This window comes from Mycobacterium lepromatosis (genome assembly GCF_000975265.2).
Taxonomy (GTDB): Bacteria; Actinomycetota; Actinomycetes; order Mycobacteriales; family Mycobacteriaceae; genus Mycobacterium; species Mycobacterium lepromatosis.
Window position 1 is genome coordinate 1,639,610 of the sequence record NZ_CP083405.1, and the last position, 16,390, is coordinate 1,655,999.

Genomic DNA, 16,390 nt, shown 5'->3' on the forward strand with positions numbered 1-16,390 from the left:
TCGGTTTGAACCTTGGTACACCGAGAGCCGATCGTCTCGTAGCTAACCACGGACACCATTAGACATAGACCAGCATCCGTTCCTCAACATCGTCCAGGGGTCAGCGTAACAACTTGACGATGCTGTGGTGCGTGGTTGCCTGACAACAGTCAGGTCAGCCCGGAGGCGGTGGGAGGATCGAGCGGAGTTGGGCGAAAACATTGAGGATGCTGTCTCGAAGTCCTGCGTCGATGCTGGCGATCGGGTCCATACCGTTCACCGGATCTACGGAAATTGGCTTGTCGAAAGGATTATCGTTGTACGCATACGCAGCATCGATTTTCGGCTGTAGCACCATATCGATTTGATCCACTAAAGCGTCGGACCAGCCAAGGTAGCGCAGCGGCAACGTCAGGGGAAGATGATTCACTGGAATGAAGTACGTCGTCGTCTTGGCGCCCCGCGAGTTAACAGTGGTCCTGATGTTCTGCGGGGGCACATCATCAGGATTGAAGAATCCGGATGGAGTGTGCGAGATTGCTCCCCCGGCGAAGCAATTCAACTGGGCTAACAGGTTGTCTGCCCGGTCAGGAAAGTCGGACAGCCCATCATATGCAGCGACAATTCTGTTGCTGTCGTACTGGCTGTCCACACGCTGGGGCATCGTGTAGTCGATCAGCGGGATATGGTCGCCGGGCCGGAAGATGCTGGCAAGCACGCCCTTGCCGAATTCGTTGTATCCCGAGGGATCACCAAAGGTGTTGAAAGTCAACTGGCTTGGTGATGGTGCCGTCGGGTCACCGGCGAGCTGTGCCTGTTCTGTGTCGAGCGCAAGGCTCCCCTGGGATAAACCGACGACAGCGCCCGGCTCGGTTCCCCGGTGAATAGCTTGGTTTAGGTTTTTGGTTGCTAGGGCAATCGCCTCGCCGATAGTCACCTCGTCTCGAGGACCTGGTACTAGAAACGTTGGAACATAGCGAAAAGGGGCGCGGGCGGGGTAGTCGATGAGTTTGCGATTGACGTCCGGGAAAAAACCGTTGCCGGCCCGGATGGTGTAGTAGTCCCAGTCAAAGGCTGGCGGTCTCGCGCCGCCTAGCGCATAGACGACTTTGGCGGGTGAGTGCTCACGCACCGGAACCGGGCTGGGTGGCAACCATGGCTCCCATGGCGTCCCGGGTTCGCTTGATGCGACGCTGGATCCAAAGCCACCAACCGTGCCCACGGTCAAGGCGGTCAAGGCAGCAAAGGTCACAGCCAGTAGTCGTTTCATCTCGTTTTCTTATTCTCCGAATAACCCGTTGGGGGATGTACATATATTGAGTTATGGTAGCGATTTTCGCGCCGCAGTGGGCGCCGAGCCGCGATGCAAGGACGTCTTCGCTAGGACCATGGTACCTGCCGCATGGCTGCCAGTTGCCATACAGCAAGTTGGACATCCGCTCACAGACCAGCTATGCCGACTGCGAGCAGGAGGCAGCTGACTCCGGCTAGTAGAGTGGCAACTTCGAGACGGTGGCGTGACCGGATCCAGTTGTTCAACGCCGTCATCCACGCCCGTGTCGTGTCGGGTGCCAAAAGGTAGGCGGCGAGCGGTATCTCTATCAGCGCGAAAGCTACGGCGTTGAACATCAGTAGTGCACCGACTTGCGCTGTGGCTGCAGCGTCGGAGGCCAAAATGACGGCAAGTGCGGCCAAATAGTCCACAGAGGGCAGCGCGATCCCCAGGCCGGCCATGCCTGCGACCCAGAGTGAATCCCCGTTCAGTAGTCTTGCTAAAGGTCTTGGCGCCCACTTTGACGGCTTCGGTGGGCCAGAAGCACTATCGACGGGAGATTCCGTTGGCCGTTTGCTGCTGACGCAGACCTGTGCAGCCAGCACGACGGCGACCAGCAGAGCTAGCACACCGATCAGAATTTGCACCTTGGGTAACGCGAATTGCGTTGAAGCCATGAGTCTGCGCCGAAAGACGAACAACACAATGAAACCCACGGTCATCGCCATCGTGAATCCGCTGCACAGGAATACAAGCAGTTGCAACGTCGGTCTAGGTCTGTTCAACATCAGTACCGTCATGCCGATTCGGAACGGTTCGAGGCTCACTGCGATGGCCATCGCTAGGACGGTGATCCACATGGCAATTCTTAGTTGCCAGCTAGGCGGTGTGCTTAGCTGTCTAACCGGACGAACTGCTGCCGCCGATACTGCTCGACACAGGCGGATCGTCTGATCTTACCGCTGGTTGTGGTAGGAATCGACCCCGGTGGTACCAGAACGAGGTCGGCTACGTTCAGACCATGTGACTTGGATATCGCCGTGGTGATGTTGTTTTTGATGGCGGCGAGCTTCTGCATCGCTTCCTCGTTGGAGTCGCCGCGCTTTTTGACTTCGATAATGGTGACCAACTTTTCGGTCTCGTCAACCGGGACGGATATCGCCGCGACCCGACCACCGGTGATTTCCTGGATCGTTGATTCGATGTCCTCAGGGTAGTGGTTGCGTCCATACACGATCAGCAGATCTTTCATACGGCCGACGATGAACAGCTCATTCTCGGAGATGAACCCGAGGTCTCCGGTTCTCAACCACGGTCCCTCGGGTGTGCCCGGCGAGGGGTTAGCCAGCTTTCCGCCGAAGGTACGCTGCGTCTCCTCCGGTTTGTGCCAGTAGCCTTCGGCGACGTTGTCGCCATGTAGCCAGATTTCGCCTACCTTTCCTGTCGGGCACTCGATGCATGTTCCGGAATCCACGATTCGCACTATTGGTGACTTCGGCGTTCCGTAGCTCAGCAGCGGCGCGCCGGTCCGTGCTTTGCACCGTTTCACGATGCCTTCCGCCAGCGTCGCGGGTTCGAAATACACGACCTCCGGCGAGCTCCCCTTAGGGCGGCTGGCGGCATAGACAGTTCCTTCGGCTAACCCGTAGGAGGGTAATATCATGTCGTCGCGGAAATTGATTTGGGCAAACCGATCGGAGAACCGATTTAGCGTGGCGGGGTGGATTCGTTCACTGCCGCTGATGATGCCCTGGCAAGCGCCGAGATCGAGCCCGGCTATATCCGCGTCTGATGTCCGGCGTGCAGTCAATTCGAAGGCAAAGTTCGGTCCTGCGGAAAATGGGTGGCTGCTGGTGGCCATCGCTTGGATCCACCTCGCTGGACGTTGCAAAAACGATATCGGACTTGTAAGCGCGCCGCGCCAGCCGCCCAGAATTGGTGCGACGACGCCGAGAACCAAGCCCATATCGTGGTAGAATGGTAGCCACGACACGATAGTGAGATCGGGTGGCGCCACACCATTGGTGGGCGCAAAGTAGTCCGCCATCAACTGGTGGAAATTTACCATAAGGTTCCGGTGCGTGACCATGACCCCGGCTGGAAGGCGGGTTGAGCCCGAGGTGTACTGCAGGTATGCTATGCTCGGCGCGTCGGTGAGTCTAATATTATTCGATTGATTATCGGCGTCCAGATTTGGTGAATCGACTTCGAGGATCGCCAGGGCGGTGTCGGTGTCTGGGTGGTGAACGTATTTCGTGACCGTATCGGCAACCGCAGACGTTGTAAGGACGACCGAGGGCGATGTGTCGGCAAGCACAGCTCTTACACGTTCGTCATGGGAGCCGGCCTGAGGTAACGACAGTGGAACAGCGATAAAGCCAGCCTGCATCGCTCCCAGGAATGCGATGATGTAGTCCAGGCCCTGGGGAGCCAATATCACCGCTCGGTCTCTCATAGAACCGTGCCGTCTGAGCTCGTGCGCAACGTTCAAGGTTCGTTGATACAGCTGCGCCCACGTCAGTGTTTCGCGGACGCCCGCCCAATCCTGCTCGTAGTCGGTGAAACTGAATGCTTCATCGTCGGGCTGCAGACCAGCACGTTCGCGCAGGAAAGAAAGGACGGACGAGTTTTGCATGGGCGTTAGGTTACCGTCTCAGTCGGGGTCGGCTGGACGCCTGGTGTGGAGCGGGTGAAACGGAAAGATGAAAGGCGGTTGTGCGCCGCATTGCGACTAAGCCAAAATTGCCCGTCAACCTCATCTGATGCGGGTTGACAGCTAGGCGTCGGGCGCCAGGGATAATTAAGGCAGTTGCGCTTTTCGTCACTGATGTCACGTGACCAGTTGCGATCGGGTACAGGCGAGATGTTAAGTATGCGATGGCATAGGCGTGTTTAGGGCAACCAAGGGAGATCGGATGCTTTGCTGGTGCGGGCTGGTTTGGTCGGAGCGGTCGATGGACAGGTCTACGTTACCGGCTTGGACGAACGTTGCGGCGTGGATGATGTTGTTTATGAAATACCTGGTATTGACGACGTGGTAACTGGCGATGGTCTGGCCGGGGCGTTGGTGGCGGCGTCTTTAATGCTTAATCATTACCCTTTTTGGGTGTCTTGTTTGCGGCCGCGGGGCAGCGTGTCGTAGCATAGCGGAACTCAAAATTTTCTCTAAAAATATCCACGATGAAGTTGATCGCACCCCATGGAGCTGGCCCGCCGTCAATAAATTGAGACCACTAAGCCCGGCCCAAAAGGTATTTAGGTTAGGGTGCGAGCGTGTGTAGGGCGTTTAGACTGTTTCGGGCTGGATCTAAAGCAAATCAGGTGGTCCGATGTCAACCTGGAGCTGACGACTCTTGTCGAACGGCACCTAGCCGATGACGTCATTGGCTTCCTCGTCGCGTATGGGTTTAGCAAGAACGACATTATCGGTGCGCGGGTTAGCCTATTCCTATGGCCAAGGTCATCTATGCGACTACTATAGAGCCTTGAATCGCCCCCTGAGGCGCTTGAGTTGACTTGGTGTTCATTGATGCGAGATCTTCAACCCCTGGTTGACGTCGGTGTTGCATATATTGCGCGACACTGTCGCCAAACCGCCATCCAGCGGGAGCCCAGGGCTGATGGTCGGGATGGGTTTCGGATTCTGCGCAGAACTTGCGCTGCTGCGTTGGCATTGAGTTGATGACCTCAACGGTCAAGCTCGGTCAGGGGATTATCGTGGCGAAGGTACGTGCTCGAACGCGGTGAGTGTACTGAGCGAGCAAATGCACCCTGATCCTGGCAGCTAGTCGGGCGAGCATCACGGTCGTCGAAGTGGTGGTCACGACTGCTGCGAAATACACCTGTGCCACTCGCCTATGTGGACGCTGCCGCTACTTGACCATTTCTAGAAAGTTCTAGACAAAGCTCAACCAGCGGTTTTCCCTCCTGGCGACCTCGTTTTCAAGAGCACGTAACTCCCGGGTTAGCCGCGTTACGGCGACGTGATCGTATTGGTCAGGCTCGGCGAGTTCGGAGTGTTTAAGCCGCGATATGGTTTAGCGATGCGGTCACTACCTGGTCGATCGATGCCAGCTCCTTCTCGACAGTACATTTTAGTCAGGTGCCAGTTATGCGAGACAAGGTGCCTGCCCAGGAGGTTAGGAAGTCCTCGGTTTTGGTCAGCATGTTGGTATCGACGTCGTTGGTGGACTCGTCGAGAAACAGCACGTTCGGTTCGGACAACTGCTCCCGGGCGAAGCCGAGTCGCTCCAACAGCTGGGCCGGGGATCGCACGTCCTCGATCTCGTCGCCGCTGCGTAATCTGTCCAACCAACACCTCGGCGATCCGGTTGTGTGTCAACGGTGCCAACTGATCGCTCTGCTGATCGAGCGCCGTTAGCCGAACGGTCTTGCCGCGCTTCACGCATCCGGCGTCGGGGGCAACGGTGCCGGTGATCAATTCCAGTAGCGTCAATTTTCCGGTGCCGTTGGCTCGATGATGCCGATACGCGCGCCATCGCTCACGTCGAGTGTGACGGACTCGAACACATTTTGTCGGATATTCTAGATGCGCGACCCAGGTTCCTAATAGGCCCGGTACCGGGCCGTCCTGAGCTTGCCAACGATGCCCGCCGTAGGGCGGCGGGAGGAGAGGTCGGGCAATTCAGCGTGAGCCCGGGTAACGATGTTGTCGTTACTGTTCAGCCAAGCTGGCCAACACTTCACTGCTACAGCACGGTCGCAACGTGCAGTCGGCGACAAGTTGGTCGTTCACCACGAGTGCACCTAATCATAACTTTGACAACGCTTATCAGCGCTTGGCATTGTGGGCTAGCGGTCCGCGCATAGCCTCGGGACGGTCTGCAACCTGTCTAGTTAGCGCGTTCGCCCGTTGACAATTCGATACAATGTTGTGCGACATGGGGGCGCATTGAGCACCAGGTGTCAGCGGGTAGATTGGTCGCCAATACGGTCGCACACCCGCTGGCACTTCGCGTTTCGGACCTCATTATTTCACTCATCGGGACAAAGTGTGCACGCGCTGCCTCTTGTAGTGACTTTCTGTAGTGCTTTGCTTACACGTATAATATACGTGTTGTTTTTCGCATTTGTACGTGTTTCAGCCGATGTTTTCCGACCATAGTGGCTGCACACTGCTACTGTGAGTAAGACCGATGCATCGTGCACCATTGCAGAGTTACCCTACCGATCCGTCACGGACTTGGTTGTGCTTGATTTTCCGCGACCTGAGGTAGCGTTGGTCACTCTTAATCGGCCCGGCCGGATGAATTCCATGGCTCTCGACCTTATGAAGTCGCTCAAGCAGGTTCTCAAAAGGGTTACCTACGACAACTCAGTGCGGGTGGTCGTGCTCACCGGCGCGGGTAGAGGGTTTTGCTCGGGTGCAGATCAAAAGTTCACGGCACCTGTGCCACAGGTCGAGGGGTTGACACAGCCGGTTCGCGCGTTGCGTGCCATGGAGCTTCTTGAAGATGTCATCCTGGCGCTGCGGCGATTGCACCAACCTGTAATCGCTGCGGTCAATGGTCCGGCCATCGGCGGTGGGTTGTGTCTGGCGTTGGCTGCAGATGTCCGGGTGGCTTCAACCAGGGCCTACTTTCGAGCTGCGGGCATCAACAACGGGCTTAGTGCCAGCGAGCTGGGGCTGAGCTATTTTTTGCCTCGGGCCGTCGGATCGTCGCGGGCTTTTGAAATCATGCTTAGCGGTCGGGATGTCAGTGCAGAGGAAGCCGAGCAGATGGGGCTGGTGTCATATCGGGTGTCGGACGATCGGCTGCTGGACACTTGCTACGCCATCGCCGCGCGGATGACGGCGTTCTCGCCGTCTGGAATTGAGTTGACGAAGCGAGCTTTGTGGGGTGGCTTGGATGCCGCCAGCTTGGATACGCACATGCAAAGCGAGAGTCTGGCGCAGCTCTTTATAGCATTGCATACCAGCAATGTCGAAGAAGCCGCTACCGCATGCGCCGAAAAGCGGCCACCGGTGTTCGCCGATGCCGCAAGCTGCTCCACAAGCCCGGGGTAACGCTTTCTAAGAACCATTTTCTTTCACGCTGATTGCCCGCCAACAACCGTGGTCATCTCATGTCTTCCAGGCCACGCTACGAGTTTTGATGGTCTTGACATCGAGGCGAACTATGTGTCGTGGCTATTGGCTGACAACTGCTTTGTGACACTAATCGGCCGCCGACAGAGTCAGCAAAAAACGGTTTGTGTCACAGATAGTCGCTCAAATGGTGGATGACTTAATGTTAAGGGCGAGTGGCATATCGACTCTAGCTCCGACTCCGACCACCGACTCGCAGTTGGGACAACAGAGGGAAAACATTGAGCACCCCCATGACGGGGCTTGGGATATCACAGCCTGTACACGGAGAGGATGTGGATGGATGGTATCACAGTGGGCGTACTCGCAGGAGTTGCGGGAGCGGCAATAAGGGCAAGAAGGATGGCGGGAGAAGTCGGGGCGGGATACGGTGGTAGCCAGAGGAGCGATTAGGCCGAGCGTGAATGTCAAGTGCAAGAATTGAAGCTTGTCAACGAGATTGTGCGAATAGTGAGCGCGTTTTTCGCCGCGGTGGAAGTCGATCGCTGACTGCAGTGATCGTGGAGTACATCAATATCCACCGCGAAGAATTTGGGTCGATCCGATCTGTCGTGTGCTGTCTGAACAGGCTGACGTGCAGTTCACTCCGTCTACCTACGACACCGTCAGGCGGCAGATTTTGTGCGGGCAACCGATTTTACCGACACGTATGACGGCAAAACCCTGTTTGATCTGCAGATGGGCTAACCTACTGATCTGACGGTGTGCACAGGCTTTGGTGTGCTGCTAAACACACAGGTCACAGTTGGGGTCCAGACAAGGCGGCACAGCTGATGTGCATCGCCGGTATTGACGACGTAGGGCACAGTAATTTAAGTGCAACACTCGCACGATTGAGCACGACAAGCCTTCGCCGCAGCAGCATCCCGACCTGCTCGATCATGGCTGGTCAACGCCGACCCACCCGGATGAGTGATGGGTAGCGGATTGCACGTATGTGTGGACGCTGCAAAGGGTTTACTATACCGCGTTTTGTGTGGACGTGTTCTCCCCCAGCATCCTGGGCCGGCCGGTGATGACCAGCAAGATCGCGGTGCTTGGTCACATCGGTGCTTGATCAGGCACTGCTCACCCGCTATTGCACATAGCTCCGTGTCCCTATAACGGGTTTGATTCACCACGTAGACACAAGGGGAAAGCGGGAAGTCGGTATACGTCGATCAGCGTTCACCGAGGCGCTGCACGAGGCCGGTATCGTCGGGTCCATCAGCAGTGACCGCGACTTTTTGTGCATCGGTTGTGGGGTTCGGGCTGTAGGACGGTACAAATCTGAGTTAATCGACTAGCGTCCAACCTTCACCGGTCGCGTCGAACTAGAACGGGACACCGCCTCCTGAGTGCACTGGCACAACACGATCAGACTCCACCTCATCAATCCCAATACCGACCACCAGTCGCATACGAACAGCGCTACCATCAGACAGTCACCCCGACCGAAATGACATGAACCGATAATCTCCGACAACACCAGAACAGTTCAACATTGCGTCCAAGATTGCCTTTCGGTTGATTGGAGTTAAGCTCGCCTCAGCGGTGGCAGCCATCGCTAGTCCGTTGTGGTCGTAGTTGGCCTGTTATTTGTATATTGTCCACCACAGCTGTGACAACTCATTAGCTGTGCCTTTCCAGCATGTTGGCGCGTCAAGCTCGGACACGTCGTCAACAACCTTGTCCCGGAGGCTGCACCGGCTTGACCTGTGGCCACAACAATGCGCAGAAAATGCATGCGGGCATCCGCTGATTGCAAAAACAGCTCCTGAACTGCGACGGAGCGATTGTGCTTGGCAGGATTGAAGAACCTGCAGTCGTGGAATAAGCAAGGTAGCACTCTATGCATCATGAGACAAAAGGCTTGTTGTTACCATATTGCTACACGCTGTACTACAGCAGACAGGAAAAGTCCACTCTGACCAGTGCCCCCGGCACGACTCGAACGTGCGACCTAGGGATTAGAAGGCCCTTGCTCTATCCACCTGAGCTACGGAGGCAGTGCGCAGGTCAGTTTATCCAATGGGGATCGTTGATCGGTTTCGCCTGCTTAACGCACACGAATTGTCTCTCTTCGCCACGGTTACCGGTGATAGCGTGTGCTTGGATACACGTACAACAACTGCTGGTATTCGTCGATAACCGCAACAATGCGTTTGCCTGATGTCTATCTAATAATTGTGGTGTTGTATTGAGCGTAGCGATGAACATGAATTCGCAATGCTCGTCGGCTGCGGCCCAGGTGCTGCGACACGGGGCTCAGCTGGCGGCCGGTTTCTGCTATACTATGTATCTATGCTGTATGGCCCTTCGCCCGTAGCGGTGCGCTGGCTGGCAATGAGTTTCTTGCAGTGCGTCATCGGGCATGTGCTGTTACGGTTGTACGCCTGTCGCGACAACGTGAGCTGCGCAGCTCGTGGGTCACGCCCTAACTGCTGTACTTGAGGAGTCCTTCGGGCCGAACTTCTGCGTATCTGGTGTGTAGCGCTGATTAGCGATCCGTCGGCGTGTCCGTGCTGCAGCGGCTGTTGCAGATGGTTGGGCCGCACTGCTGGTACGCGGCACACAGCACCGACATCTTCTGCGGTTCGGGCCGGTAGTGAAAATCTGTTCGACATTTCGTGGCGTCACGACTCTCCCGCAAGTGGGAGGACCTCAGAGGCCTGGCTGTCAGGCGTCGGTGTTGGTACAGCTTCTTCGTGTGGTATGGGCTATCAACGGCAAACGGGGTAAGTCTATTCGTTGCCGAGCAGGGGGATGGAACTTGGCTGGATTTGTATCTCGGTCAACGGACAGTAGGAGTCCGTGCTTTGTTTGGCCGGTGCACATCTTCGATGAGAGAAGGACGATCGCGTGGGTGTGCGAGAACATAGCTGACTGCCCCGACGACCCCGAGCGGTTCGACGCGGCTTCGCCGATTTCGTACATGCACAGCGAGGCTTCGTCATGCTTGATTCTGCACGGCGAGAAAGATCCGTTGGCTCCGAGCTGCGGAGGCTCACACCTTTTGCGCGGCACTGCGCGCGGCTGGAGTCCGCACGGGCCCCTTGTCGGCATCCCTGGCGAAACTGAACCGTGTGGCCGCAATTCCGCATAATCCGCCAACCCGGCTGTCCATTATGAAGTTTCGTATGCCAGCTTCCAACATCTCCGCAATGAGCGATCTTTACCCGCAATTGGCTTTCACCAGCGGGTGAACCCGACTAGCGTTGGGTAGGCAATTAGATGGGGGACTGAGTGCAGGAGGCGTGGTTGGCGGTGACAGCGCACTGGTGGACGTGGGGTCGTTTTGATGGCTGACTCCGTCAAGGACGTTGGACTGTTCGACGAACTGGCACCGCTCGACTATTTGTTGCATCGGGGGGAGGCAAATCCACGGACCCGCGCCGGGATCATGGCGGTGGAACTTCTGGACACCACACCGGACTGGAATCGGTTCCGGACCCGGATTGAGGACGTCTCCCAACGAGTGTTGCGGCTGCGGCAGAAGGTTGTGGTGCCGACACTGCCGACCGCCGCACCACGTTGGGTGGTGGATCCCGACTTCGACCTAGATTTCCATGTGCGTCGGTTGCGCGTGCCTGAACCGGGTACGTTGCGCGAGGTATTCGATCTCGCTGAGGTGATTCAGCAGTCACCGATGGACGTGTCGCGGCCACTGTGGACGGCTACCTTGGTCGAGGGTCTGGTTGCTGACAGGGCTGCGATGCTACTGCAGATTAGCCATGCGATCACTGATGGTGTCGGTAGTGTCGAGATGTTCGCCGAAATGTATGACTTAGAACGGGATCCGCCGTCTAGACCTAGGTCCCCGCAACCTATTCCGCAGGATTTGTCACGCAATGATTTAATGCTACAAGGCATCAACCACTTGCCGGTCGCTCTGGCAGGAGGTGTCGTGAGTGCACTGTCTGGGGTGGTATCGGCGGCTGGGCGGGCAGTTTTGCGACCTGCGTCCAGTGTATCAGGAGTCGTCGGCTACGTCCTGTCGGGGATCCGCGTGCTGAGCCAGGCTGCCGAACCGTCCCCATTACTGCGCCAGCGTAGCCTGGCCACCCGCACTGAGGCAATCGAGATCCGGCTCTCCGACCTGCACAAGGCTGCGAAAGCGGGCGGTGGATCGATTAATGACGCTTATCTGGCTGGCTTGGTTGGTGCCTTGCGGCGCTACCATGAGGCACTTGGTGTGTCGATCAGCACGCTGCCGATGGCGGTTCCGGTGAACATACGGACTGAAGCCGATGTGGTTGGAAGCAACCGATTTGTTGGCGTTAACCTGGCGGCACCGCTCGGTACCAATGATCCGGTGGTCCGGATGCAGAAGATTCGTGCGCAGATGACGCAGCGGCGCGACGAGCCTGCAATGAACATCATTGGTTCCCTCGCGCCGTTGATGACGGTGTTACCGGCACCGGTGCTGGGTTTGATCGTTGATTCGGTGGTCGGCTCCGATGTGAATGCCAGTAATATTCCGGCCTACCCCTGGGACACCTACTTCGCGGGTGCAAAAGTTTTGCGGCAGTACGGTATAGGACCTCGGCCTGGTGTAGCGATGATGGCGGTGCTGATGTCTCGAGGTGGGTTCTGCACGGTCACTGTGCGCTACGATCGGGCTTCGGTGAAAAGCGAGGCATTGTTCGCCCGGTGCCTGCTGGAGGGTTTCGACGAGGTCCTGGCGTTGGCCGGTGACCCGATACCGCACGCGGTTCCGGCATCGTTTGCTGCGCGGTCCTCCGGTTCGCCGGCGGGATGGTTGTCGAGCTCATGAGTGCCTTCGACGAGAGCGGGACACCCAAGGCCGCGCCGGAAATGCGCTTGCCCGGTTCGGTCACCGAGATACTTGCCAGTCCTGCTGGGCCCCAGGTCGGGGCGTTTTTCGACTTGGATGGGACGCTGGTCGCCGGTTTTACCGCAGTCATCCTTACGCAAGAGCGTCTGCGACGCCGCGATATGGGTGTGGGAGAGCTGCTTTCAATGATTCAGGCTGCTCTGAACCACACGCTCGGGCGTATCGAATTCGAGGACCTTATCGGTAAGGTTTCCTCGGCGTTGCGCGGACGGTTATTGACTGACTTGGAGGAGATCGGCGAGCGGTTGTTTGCTCAGCGGATCGAATCTCGGATCTACCCTGAAATGCGTAAGCTGGTGCAAGCTCACGTGGCTCGTGGCCACACCGTGGTGCTCAGCTCGTCGGCCCTGACGATTCAAGTGGGGCCGGTAGCACGTTTTCTGGGCATTGCCCATATGCTCACCAACAAATTCGAGATCAACGAAGAAGGAATGCTCACTGGTGGCGTGGTCAAGCCGATCTTGTGGGGTCCTGGTAAAGCTGCTGCGGTACAACGATTTGCGGCCGAGCATGACATCGACCTCAAAGACAGCTACTTCTACGCTGACGGTGACGAGGACGTCGCGCTGATGTATCTAGTCGGCAATCCACGGCCGACTAACCCTGAAGGAAAAATGGCTGCCGTCGCCAAACGCCGTGGCTGGCCGATCTTGAAGTTCAACAGCCGTGGCGGCGTCGGCATCGGAGCGCAGTTGCGAACACTGGTCGGCTTGAGTTCGGTGTTCCCGTTAGTGGCCGGCGCGGTGGGAATCGGTGTGTTGACTGGTAGCCGTCGGCGGGGTGCCAATTTCTTCACCTGCGTCTTTCCTCCGTTGGTGCTCGCGGTCGCGGGGGTGCATCTCAATGTGATCGGGAACGAGAACCTGACTATGCAGCGTCCCGCCGTGTTCATCTATAACCATCGCAACCAGATTGACCCGCTCATCGCCGGTGCGTTGGTTCGCGGCAATTGGATTGCTGTGGCCAAGAAAGAGTTGGCAAAGAATCCGATCATCCGCGCGCTCGGCAAATTAACCGATGGTGTGTTTATTGACCGGGACGATCCGGTCGGCGCGGTAGAGACGCTGCACGCGGTCGAAGACCGGGCCAGGAAGGGACTCTCGATTCTGATGGCCCCAGAAGGTACCCGATTAGATACCACAGAAGTCGGGCCATTCAAGAAGGGGCCTTTCCGCATCGCGATGGCGGTCGGGATCCCCATCGTTCCGATTGTGTTCCGCAATGCGGAGATCGTCGCCGCTCGAAACTCCAACACGATCAATCCGGGCATGGTCGATGTCGCGGTGTTGCCGGCGATTTCGGTTGATGACTGGACTTTTGATGCGTTGTCGGAGCACATTGCCGAGGTGCGTCAGCTGTATCTGGACATTCTGGCTGATTGGCCGGTTGATGAGTTGCCCAAGGCTGCTCTGTACACCCGGGCAACAAAGGCGGTGTCGAAAAAGGCGGTGCCAAAAAAAGATGGTCGCACCTCGGTCGCCAAGACCATCGCTAAGAAGACAACGACCAAGGCCACAGCAGCTAAGACTGCGAAAAAGACTACTACCGCAGCTGGTACCAAAAGCACGTTGATGACCACTGCGAAGATACCGGCCAAGGAGAACCCGAAAGTGCCGAGGTCGTTTCCCAAGACCTCGTCGTTAAACAGCCCAGAGAGCGGTCGTGACTGAACCGGATGTAGAAATCAGCTCAGTCCTTACCGGTGAAGACACGCTGGTGCTAGCATCCATGGATACTCCGGCGGAAATTGAGCTGGTCATGGATTGGCTGTGTCAGCAGCGTGCCCGCAATCCGGATACCAAGTTCGACGTGTTGAAGCTTCCTTCGCGCAAGGTAGCGCCTGCGCCGTTGACAGCACTTGTTGAACAGCTTGAATCCGGCGAAGACCGGTCGGTCGTGCCGGTGCGTGTTTTTTGGGTGCCGTCCGCGGAACGCAGTAAAGTGGCCAAGGTGGCCGGGTTGTTGCTCGGCCGGGATCCCTACCACCCCAATCGACGCCAGCAGCGTCGCATCTTAAGAACTGACGCACGGCGCGCCCTGGTGATTGCTGGCGAGTCTGCTAAGGTGTCCGAACTCCGCCAGTACTGGCGTGATACCACCGTTGGAGAGCACCGGCGCGATTTCGCTCAGTTCGTTATTCGCCGCGCCATCTTAGCGATGGAACGTGCCGAGTCCCGAATCCTCGGACCACAGTATAGGTCTCCTCGGCTGGTGAAGCCAGAAATCTTGGCGTCAACGCGATTTCGTGCTGGCCTGGAAAAAATCTCGGGAGCAACCGTGGAGGAAGCTGGGAAGATGCTCGACGAACTCGCCACCGGGTGGAGCAGGGCGTCCATCGACCTCGTTTCCGTGCTCGGCAGGCTGCTCAGCCGCGGCTTCGAACCTGAGATCGACTACGACGAGTATCAAGTCGCGGTGATGCGCGCGGCGTTGGAAGCTCATCCAGCGGTGCTGCTGTTCTCGCACCGGTCCTACATTGACGGTGCGGTGGTGCCGGTGGCGATGCAGGAGAATCGGCTACCACCGGTGCATGTGTTCGCCGGCATCAACCTGTCGTTCGGGTTAATGGGGCCGCTGTTGCGCCGCTCTGGCGTCATTTTCATCCGTCGTAACATCGGTGACAATCCGCTCTACAAGTACGTATTGCGCGAATACGTCGGCTACATCGTCGAGCAGCGTTTCAACCTGAGCTGGTCTATTGAAGGCACTCGCTCGCGTACTGGCAAGATGCTGCCGCCCAAGCTCGGTTTGCTGGCCTATGTGGCCGATGCGTACCTGGACGGCCGCAGTGAAGATATCCTGCTGCAGCCGGTGTCGATCAGCTTCGATCAGTTGCACGAAACCGCCGAGTACGCTGCTTATGCTCGTGGCGGCGAAAAAACACCCGAAGGTGCCGCTTGGCTATATAATTTTATCAAGGCACAAGGTGAACGTAACTACGGTAAGATCTACGTCCGTTTCCCGGAAGCGGTCTCGATGCGGCAGTATCTCGGTGCGCCGCACGGTGCATTGGTCCAAGACCAAGACGCTAAACGGCTTGCGCTACAAAAGATGTCGTTCGAAGTTGCATGGCGGATTCTGTGTGCGACGCCAGTGACGGCGACAGCGTTGGTGTCCGCGTTGCTGTTGACCACTCGTGGGGTGGCCTTGACGCTTGATCAACTGCACCACACGTTGCAAGAATCACTGGATTACCTGGAACGCAAGCAAACTCCTGTATCGACGAGTGCGTTGCGGCTACGTTCGCGCGAAGGCGTGCGCGCTGCGGTCGACGCATTGTCCAGCGGGCACCCGATCACTCGGGTTGACAGCGGTCGGGAACCGGTGTGGTATATTGCCCCTGGCAATGAACATGCTGCGGCATTTTACCGGAACTCGGTGATACATGCTTTCCTGGAGACCTCGATAGTCGAACTCGCGTTGGCGCACGCCAGGCATGTCGAAGGCGACCGTATGACGGTTTTTTGGGCGCAGGCGATGCGGCTGCGTGATCTGTTGAAATTCGATTTCTATTTCGCGGATTCGGCGGCGTTTCGCGCTAATATCGCCGAAGAGATAGCGTGGCAACAGAATTGGGAGGCTCGTGTCTCCGGTGATGGTGATGATATCGACGCGATGCTGCTTACTAAGCGACCGTTGATTTCGGATGCGATGTTGCGGGTGTTTTTTGAAGCGTACGATATTGTCGCTGACGTGTTGCGCGATGCTCCGGCGGATATTGGCCAGAAGGAACTGACTGAGTTGGCACTCGGAGTTGGACGCCAGTACGTGGCACAGGGCCGGGTCCGTAGCAGCGAATCGGTGTCTACACTACTGTTCGCCACCGCGTATCAGGTTGTTGTCGATCAAAATCTGATAGCGCCCGCTCCGGATCTCGCTGAACGTCGGATGGTTTTCCGGCGGGAGTTGCGGGATATTCGGCGAGATTTCGATTATGTCGAACAAATCGCGCGCGGCCGGTTCATCGTCCGTGAGTTCAAATCGCGTTAGTGACGCTTGGACCGTTTGGTGGCCGAGCTATCAGCTCATACCCCCGGGTAGCGGACGGTTGCTCGCTTTGCTGGCAAGCTCGGGTGTGTCCGCAGCTGACCGGAGTCGTAGCCTTAACAGGGTCGTCCGGCGACTAGCGCCAACCGTCGGGATCACTCGTTACCCGCGGCCTGATCCCCAGTCACGGTTCTTTCCACGGGGG

At 57.3% G+C, this 16,390-nt stretch carries 10 protein-coding genes and 1 tRNA gene; 6 read left to right on the forward strand and 5 right to left on the reverse strand.

The window, feature by feature from the left end; genetic code table 11:
• Window positions 1–154: 154 nt before the first annotated feature.
• The 3 genes from MLPF_RS07850 to fadD21 all read right to left on the reverse strand — a co-directional run bounded on the left by MLPF_RS07850 (window position 155) and on the right by fadD21 (window position 3,887).
• The gene (locus MLPF_RS07850; RefSeq protein WP_045842996.1) at window positions 155–1,249 is read right to left on the reverse strand and encodes a PE-PPE domain-containing protein; all 1,095 of its coding nucleotides are present in this window, start codon (window positions 1,247–1,249) and stop codon (window positions 155–157) included.
• Window positions 1,250–1,419: 170 nt separating this feature from the next.
• Window positions 1,420–2,112, reverse strand: coding sequence for a GAP family protein (locus MLPF_RS07855; RefSeq protein ID WP_045842997.1), 693 nt, complete (start codon window positions 2,110–2,112; stop codon window positions 1,420–1,422).
• Between the two features lie 32 nt (window positions 2,113–2,144).
• The gene (fadD21, locus tag MLPF_RS07860) at window positions 2,145–3,887 is read right to left on the reverse strand and encodes a fatty-acid--AMP ligase FAAL21/FadD21 (RefSeq protein WP_045842998.1); all 1,743 of its coding nucleotides are present in this window, start codon (window positions 3,885–3,887) and stop codon (window positions 2,145–2,147) included.
• A gap of 291 nt (window positions 3,888–4,178) precedes the next feature.
• On the opposite strand from fadD21, the gene MLPF_RS07865 reads away from it, so the two are divergent.
• The gene (locus tag MLPF_RS07865) at window positions 4,179–4,394 is read left to right on the forward strand and encodes a hypothetical protein (protein ID WP_156147072.1); all 216 of its coding nucleotides are present in this window, start codon (window positions 4,179–4,181) and stop codon (window positions 4,392–4,394) included.
• Window positions 4,395–5,350: 956 nt separating this feature from the next.
• Here the strand turns inward: MLPF_RS07865 and MLPF_RS17420 are convergent.
• A complete protein-coding gene (locus tag MLPF_RS17420; RefSeq protein WP_045843001.1) occupies window positions 5,351–5,563 on the reverse strand; it encodes a hypothetical protein in 213 nt (70 codons plus the stop codon).
• Between the two features lie 832 nt (window positions 5,564–6,395).
• Between MLPF_RS17420 and MLPF_RS07875 the strand changes: the two genes are divergently transcribed.
• Window positions 6,396–7,280, forward strand: coding sequence for an enoyl-CoA hydratase (locus MLPF_RS07875; RefSeq protein WP_045843002.1), 885 nt, complete (start codon window positions 6,396–6,398; stop codon window positions 7,278–7,280).
• 1,995 nt (window positions 7,281–9,275) lie between these two features.
• On the opposite strand, the gene MLPF_RS07880 is transcribed toward MLPF_RS07875, so the two are convergent.
• Window positions 9,276–9,349, reverse strand: a tRNA-Arg gene (locus MLPF_RS07880).
• 857 nt (window positions 9,350–10,206) lie between these two features.
• On the opposite strand from MLPF_RS07880, the gene MLPF_RS07885 reads away from it, so the two are divergent.
• From MLPF_RS07885 to MLPF_RS07900, 4 genes are all read left to right on the forward strand, one after another.
• Window positions 10,207–10,446, forward strand: a complete 240-nt coding sequence (locus MLPF_RS07885) for a hypothetical protein (RefSeq protein WP_237755969.1) — start codon at window positions 10,207–10,209, stop codon at window positions 10,444–10,446.
• 195 nt (window positions 10,447–10,641) lie between these two features.
• Window positions 10,642–12,117, forward strand: coding sequence for a wax ester/triacylglycerol synthase family O-acyltransferase (locus MLPF_RS07890; protein ID WP_045843004.1), 1,476 nt, complete (start codon window positions 10,642–10,644; stop codon window positions 12,115–12,117).
• Window positions 12,114–13,868 carry an HAD-IB family hydrolase/lysophospholipid acyltransferase family protein gene (locus tag MLPF_RS07895; protein WP_045843005.1) on the forward strand — a complete coding sequence of 585 codons (1,755 nt, stop codon included), beginning with the start codon at window positions 12,114–12,116 and terminating at the stop codon, window positions 13,866–13,868. The genes MLPF_RS07890 and MLPF_RS07895 overlap by 4 nt, the downstream gene beginning before the upstream one ends.
• Window positions 13,861–16,188: a glycerol-3-phosphate 1-O-acyltransferase gene (locus MLPF_RS07900; protein WP_045843006.1), complete on the forward strand. Its 2,328-nt coding sequence runs from the start codon at window positions 13,861–13,863 to the stop codon at window positions 16,186–16,188. The genes MLPF_RS07895 and MLPF_RS07900 overlap by 8 nt, the downstream gene beginning before the upstream one ends.
• Window positions 16,189–16,390 lie beyond the last annotated feature (202 nt).